At 35.6% G+C, this 5,885-nt stretch carries 5 protein-coding genes, 1 pseudogene and 1 other annotated feature; of the genes and pseudogenes, 1 reads left to right on the plus strand and 5 read right to left on the minus strand.

Annotated features, from left to right (window positions below):
- From HU235_RS15715 to HU235_RS15735, 5 genes and pseudogenes are all read right to left on the minus strand, one after another.
- Window positions 1-369, minus strand: a 369-nt coding sequence (locus HU235_RS15715; RefSeq protein WP_174880807.1) for a MarR family transcriptional regulator, incomplete at its 3' end; no start/stop codon positions are given.
- A gap of 323 nt (window positions 370-692) precedes the next feature.
- A complete protein-coding gene (locus HU235_RS15720) occupies window positions 693-2,261 on the minus strand; it encodes a 2-isopropylmalate synthase (protein ID WP_174880808.1) in 1,569 nt (522 codons plus the stop codon).
- A 53-nt stretch (window positions 2,262-2,314) separates the two neighbouring features.
- Window positions 2,315-2,558 (minus strand) — a binding site (T-box leader).
- Window positions 2,559-2,704: 146 nt separating this feature from the next.
- Entirely contained in the window at window positions 2,705-3,415 is a 711-nt protein-coding gene (locus HU235_RS15725) for an SDR family NAD(P)-dependent oxidoreductase (RefSeq protein WP_174880809.1), read from the minus strand.
- 32 nt (window positions 3,416-3,447) lie between these two features.
- Window positions 3,448-4,617 (minus strand): MFS transporter, encoded by a 1,170-nt coding sequence (locus tag HU235_RS15730; protein WP_174880810.1) that lies wholly within the window; start codon window positions 4,615-4,617, stop codon window positions 3,448-3,450.
- Between the two features lie 143 nt (window positions 4,618-4,760).
- Window positions 4,761-4,841: pseudogene (locus tag HU235_RS15735) on the minus strand (oxidoreductase); the annotation flags it as partial.
- A gap of 186 nt (window positions 4,842-5,027) precedes the next feature.
- Here HU235_RS15735 and HU235_RS15740 point away from each other — a divergent pair.
- Window positions 5,028-5,885 (plus strand): LysR family transcriptional regulator (locus HU235_RS15740; RefSeq protein ID WP_174880811.1); only part of this gene is annotated, 858 nt, incomplete at its 3' end.

Below are 5,885 nucleotides of genomic sequence, written 5' to 3' on the forward strand. Positions count from 1 at the left end.
CTTTTCATGGAGCGCAAAAACTCTCTTCCCTTTAGCTGTAAGTTTAAAATAAATTTCTTTTTTATTATCTGCCAATTGAAACCTATTGATTAGCTCATCTTTCGTTAATTTCCGCGTAATTTTAGTGATATTAGCCTTTGATAAATTCATTTTCGAAGCAATCCCTATATTATTTATAGGTTCATTATGGCCGATACACTCGATTACATGGAGACTGCTCATATTACTAGGTAATAGTTCTAATTGATTTCGTTCCTGCTCGTCAAGATAATGAAGAAATGTTTGGGAGACTGAATCAGCTTTTTGTTCATTAAGATGTATTAATTGCAAATAACTTTCGTAAATCATCTGTTTTGTTAACTGAGGCATGTAAATCCCTTCCCTTTCAAAAACGTAATATATTGTTTACTAGTAAACAATATATTACACAATTTAATACTAATATGTCAAATATAGGTTTGAATCGAATCTTTATAAAAGACTATTATTCATTTTTAAAGGAAATAACCTTTCATAACATGTTATTACAATTAATGTTTACCAGTAAACAATATTAAATTGTTTATTTGTGTTAAAAGAGCTATGATTAAGGTTCTTTTTTTAAAATGATGACAAAAATAAAAAAATAGCCCTAAAAAAGCGGCTACTTGTAAAAACATTTATTCAAATTATGATAAGTCTTTCGTATTAAGTTACCTACTTGGCAGTAATTCGTTCACCACAATACTATTTATTGCATTGATATATGCCAATGCGCTAGCTTTCATAATATCCGTGTCTGTTGCTTTTGCTATATATTTTTCTCCTTTAAATTCAACTTGAATCTTCACTTTTCCTAATGCTTCTTTCCCTCTTGATATGCTGCTGATATTGTATTCGATCAATTTAATATCTAACCCGCTTATCTCTGTTATTGCCGTATACAAAGCATCAATTGGGCCGGAACCTACTGCACTATTTTTTACTATTTGGTCTGCTTTTTTCAATTTCACACTCGCCGATGGAAAGATTGGATTACTAATCACTTGTAAATCAACAAGTTCATAAAAGTTATCACTATAATAAGGTATATCTTCATTTTGGATATTATTTTTTGTATAATAACTCTCAACGATGACATATAAATCATGATTATATATTTCTTTTTTTACATCTGCTAATTCAAGGAAGTTATCAAATATTCCTTCAAACTGATCTGAGGTGAACTGGTTGAACCCTAATTTTTCGAGTGCATTTTTCACCGCATGACGACCTGAACGAGCGGTTAGTACAAGTTCCATATCATCAAGACCTACTTCAGTTGGGTTGATAATTTCATAAGCACTTCTTGATTTTAGTAAGCCATCCTGATGAATACCTGATGAATGAGCAAATGCATTTTCTCCTGTGATTGCTTTATTCACTTGTACATCAAGCCCCATAAAATTGCTAACGAGCCTCGACGTATTCATAATTTCCTTTGTATTAATATTTGTATATGCCCCATAAATCGATGGACGTGTATTTATTGCCATCACAACCTCTTCTAATGCGGCATTACCTGCACGTTCACCGATTCCATTAATTGTACATTCAACTTTGTCGGCCCCATTTTTAATGGCAGCTAACGTATTTGCAGTTGCCATCCCTAGATCATTATGACAATGGACGCTTAAAAGTACATGTTCATTTAAATTTTTCAAGCGCTCATTTATTTTTCGGATTAGTTCACCAAACTCTTCTGGCTCTGCATAGCCTACCGTATCAGGCACATTAATGATCGTTGCACCTGCATGAACGACAGCTTCAATTGTTGACCATAAATATTCAAAATCAGACCGTGATGCATCTTCTGTTGAATATTGGACATTTGGTAGTAATGTTTTGGCGAATTTAACAGCCTCAACACCTATATCTAATATTTGGCTTTTCGTTTTTCCGAATTTTTTCTCTACATGGATGTCCGACGTACCTAGGACAATATGGATTAATGGGTTTTTGGCATATTTTACACTATTATAAACTGCTTCAATATCGGATTTAACTGCTCTGGCTAATGCCGTAATCATAACATCGTCTGTATTCCCTACATTCAAAGCAATCTCCTTTACAGCATTAAAATCACCAATTGAAGACGAAGGAAAGCCCGCTTCGATAACATCAACTTGTAGCTTCTTTAGTTGCTTTGCTACTTCTAATTTTTCATACATATTAAGCTTTGCCCCTGGAACTTGCTCACCATCTCGTAATGTCGTATCAAACACCCAAATTTTCCTTGTCATTGTTAAACCACTCCTTTGTTAAATAAAATATAAAAAAGCCTCGTCTCTACTAATTTAGAGACGAGGCTTTGCTCGCGGTACCACTCTAATTGATTAATCAACACATGATTAACCCACTCTTTTTCGGCAGCTATCACTACCTATCCTTATAACGGTAGAAAACCGATATCCCCTACTTAGTTAGATTCAGGGATTAGCTCTTGGATGAGTTCAAAGGAAATAACTACCGATTCTCACCAACCATCGGCTCTCTGACAAGTTTATTTACCTTCTACTATTTCCAATCATTGCCTTTAGTCATTAATTTATAAAATAATATATCGATTATCATTCATGCTGTCAATCTTTTTTTGACTTTTTTGAATTTTCCAACATACATAAAATTTATATGCACTACCACCTTATAAAAGAATATGAAGGAACACAATATTTATCACTTATCCTCACCATGGTATTTGTTTACCATCGCGAAAGAACGCTCCTGAAGGTCCTTCGCGTCCAATTGTCGCTAACCATATGATGGACTCAGCAGCTTCCCTTGGAGTTTTTGGAGCAGATTGCCCTCCCATATCAGTCCTTACCCATCCTGGATCAACTGCATTTATTTTAATATCACCATTGACTTCAGCAGCAACTAATTGTGTTAATCCATTTAGAGCAAATTTAGATAGCTTATAGGCACCTACTCCAGGGTAGGACAATTCACTATTCGCTCCATATTCTGAGGATATATTGATAATTCTCCCATAGCCTTGTTTTTCCATTAGGGGAATAAAGGAACGGATGACATCGTAAACTCCAAAGAAATTAGTTGCCATTGTGTTCTCAAGAATAATAGGGTCCATAGCCAAAAGCTTTTCATTCTTATCTAAATAAACACCTGCATTATTAATCAATACGTCCAATCTTCCAAAATGCACATTTATTGTTGCCGCGGCTTGATGGATGCTTTCTTGATTAGTGACATCCATCTCGACAGACGAAACATCCAGATTTAATTCCTTTAGTTTTTCCGCAGCTTTTTTCCCCATTTCTAGATTACGGCTTGCCAAAATTACCTTAAAACCTTTCAAAGCCAATTGTTTCGCAAGCTCATTCCCAAGTCCTCGATTCCCGCCTGTTACAAGTGCAATTTGTTTATTATCTGATGACAATGTAACCCCTCCATTTTTGGTATGTTCTATCCTTATATAGAAAGCTGTTTTGAAGGACTATACATATAATTTCTTAGTGCAATCGTTATGAAGCTTACAATCAATGAGAGGAATCCTACTAATACGACATATTGTGTACCTATTCCTGATATAAATAATCCACCGATCGCTGTACCAATTGTTGTTCCTATATTGCAGGATGATAAAAATAATCCATTAGCAAAATCTGGTGCTTTTGGAGCTGAAGACATAATCCAATATTGATTGATATTTGCTCCTACCCCAGCTAAGATTCCCCATATGAAAGTAATGAAAAGCATCGGTGCAGAAAACGGACCAAATAGGAAAAATAGGACATAAATTGCTCCCAAAATAAAAGGAAAAGTGACTACTGTCTTTCCTGCATTCTTCGTAAGCAACCTCCCTGCCACAATGTTTCCAATCATATTAGCTCCCCCGAATACAATTAACATAATTGTAATCGCATTTGTAGACATCGTCGTAACAGTTTTCAGATACTCTGCAAAATAACTATAAACACCGAATATTGCCGAGTTAAGGAAAATAACCGCTATAATGGACTGCCATGTAATGATTTTTTTTAATACGGATAATTGTACACCATATGATAATCTTTCCTTAACAGGCATTGACGGAACAAAAAGTAATGTCGCAATGAATGCTATCGCATTTACAACAGCAAAGAATACCATTGCCATTTGTAAGGACGTTGTACTGGCTATAAAGCTTGCAATCGGTACACCAATAACCATCCCAGCTGATACGCCTATAAACACTTTTGAAACAGCTTTTGGTGCTTCTTCTTTACTAACTGAGTCAGCAGCTACTGAAAAAGCCAAAGAACAATATATTGGATGAAAAAGGGCTGGTATTACACGAGCTATTAATGCAACGGTAAAATTAGTTGTATAGATCGATATAATGTTTGCTAGAACGAAAGTACCAAGTACGAGTAACATCACCTTCTTCCGATTTATCCTTGAAAACAATAGAGGCATAGTTGGACCAGATACTGCTACAACAAGGGCAAAAAGACTGACGAGCAATCCTGCCTTTGAAACACTGACCTCAAAATGGTCAGCGAGGGAAGGCAGTATACCAATAACCCCCATTTCAGTATTAATAATTCCGAAAACACCGATTGTTAAAATAAATATAAGTAGCTTGCTTTGTTTTGCCAATACATCTACCTCCAAATTAATCCTTTTATATAAATACAAAGAATTAAAAAATTGCCTCTAAAAGTGATTAGGCAATCTTAACTCATAATAGTTGTGTTTGTAGGTGATTCATTGTTTCCTATCTAATCCAACCATTTCGCGTGAGCCGCAATAACTAATTTTGCACCTTCTTCGGCCAGTTTTTTCGTTGTCGCCTCACCAATTCCACTTGAGGCCCCCATCATGACAACAACTTTATGTTGTATAGTAGACCTATTTAATCCTTCCTTTCCCCCTGTTGTTTTCACCTTATGTTCATTATTCTAGCTGTGCATTTCCTACATTCCAAATACTTATATCTTATATCTAGATATGCTTGATAGGCATTTCTGAAACATATATACTAAAACATAATCAAGGAGGTGCGAGCGATGGAAGTAAGAGTTTTACGATATTTTCTTACTGTTGCAAGAGAAGGAAGCATTACTGGAGCGGCAGATTTTTTGCATGTCACACAGCCTACCTTGTCAAGGCAACTAAAAGATCTTGAACAAGAGTTAGGGAAAAAACTTTTTATACGAAGCAGTCATAGCATCGTTCTCACAGAAGAAGGAATGCACCTGAGAAAAAGAGCTGAAGAAATCATTGATATGGTTGATAAACTGGAAACAGAATTTCAATCCATGGAAGAGACAATAAGTGGTGATGTTTACATCGGTGGTGGGGAAACGGACGCCATGAAACAGATCGCACGAGTAGTAAAAAAGCTACAGTTAAATTATCCAAATATCCGATATCACCTCTATAGCGGAAATGAAGACGATGTAACGGAGCGACTTGACAAGGGGTTGCTTGACTTTGGGATATTAATTCAACCAGCTGATATATCAAAATACAATTATATCAATATCCCCGCAAAAGATGTTTGGGGCGTTGTGATGAGGAAAGACAGTCCACTTGCTCGCAAAAATACGATTCAAGCAACAGATTTATTAAATGTTCCCCTTATTTGTTCACGTCAAGTTATGAAACAGACATTTTCTAAAAATGAATTTGCCGATTGGTTTGGTGAGGATTTTGATAAATTAAACGTCGTCTCTACCTATAATCTTGCATATAATGCTGGCATTATGGTTGAAGAAGGCATTGGTTATGCCATTGTGCTAGATAAAATCGTAAATACGTCAAGTGATCGAAACCTTTGCTTTAGACCTCTAGATCCAAAACTTGAATCTGGCTTAAATCTTGTATGGAAGAAGCATCAGGTTTTTTCCTCTGCTGCTAATATG

It is taken from the genome of Metabacillus niabensis (genome assembly GCF_902829255.1).
Lineage (GTDB): Bacteria > Bacillota > Bacilli > Bacillales > Bacillaceae > Metabacillus > Metabacillus niabensis.